Source organism: Ensifer sp. SSB1 (assembly GCF_016652895.1).
Taxonomy (GTDB): domain Bacteria; phylum Pseudomonadota; class Alphaproteobacteria; order Rhizobiales; family Rhizobiaceae; genus Ensifer.
This window is the reverse complement of the sequence record NZ_JAEPRP010000351.1, coordinates 1-449: the sequence shown is the minus strand read 5'-3', so window position 1 is coordinate 449 and position 449 is coordinate 1. Positions and strand designations below refer to the sequence as shown.

At 68.4% G+C, this 449-nt stretch carries 1 protein-coding gene; it reads left to right on the top strand.

The window, feature by feature from the left end; genetic code table 11:
* Window positions 1–114 precede the first annotated feature (114 nt).
* Window positions 115–449, top strand: a 335-nt coding sequence (locus tag I8N66_RS37190) for a DUF2840 domain-containing protein (protein ID WP_291165553.1), incomplete at its 3' end; no start/stop codon positions are given.

Genomic DNA, 449 nt, shown 5'->3' with positions numbered 1-449 from the left:
TGACGCGCGCGCACCCGAAGCGTGGTGCCGGTTCTGCCCGAAGGGGCGAGCCATGACGGCCGCGCTCGACGCGCTGCGCCCGCGCAGCCCCCAGCACATCACCGGAGACAAACAATGACCCGTCGCGCCCACCGCAGCGCGCACGGCCGTCCGCTGCCGGACGGGCCTGCGCCCTTCACAACATTGGTCGAGCTGACCTTCGAGAAACGCAAGGTCGAGCACTGGATACGCTTCGGCCGCAAGAGCTACAAGCAGATCATCGACCGCCGCCGCAGCGTCGTCGGTTTCGCGCCGGGCAGCGTCTTTGCCTTCGTGCGATGGGCGAAGGGCGAGCACGGCACTGTCGTTTCCCGCATCGACATTGTGCGCGCCATCGGCCGGGGCGAGCCGTTCCAGACATTGCCGTTCGTGCGCCCCGGCGGCGAAATCCTGTTGCGGCTCGATAGCTG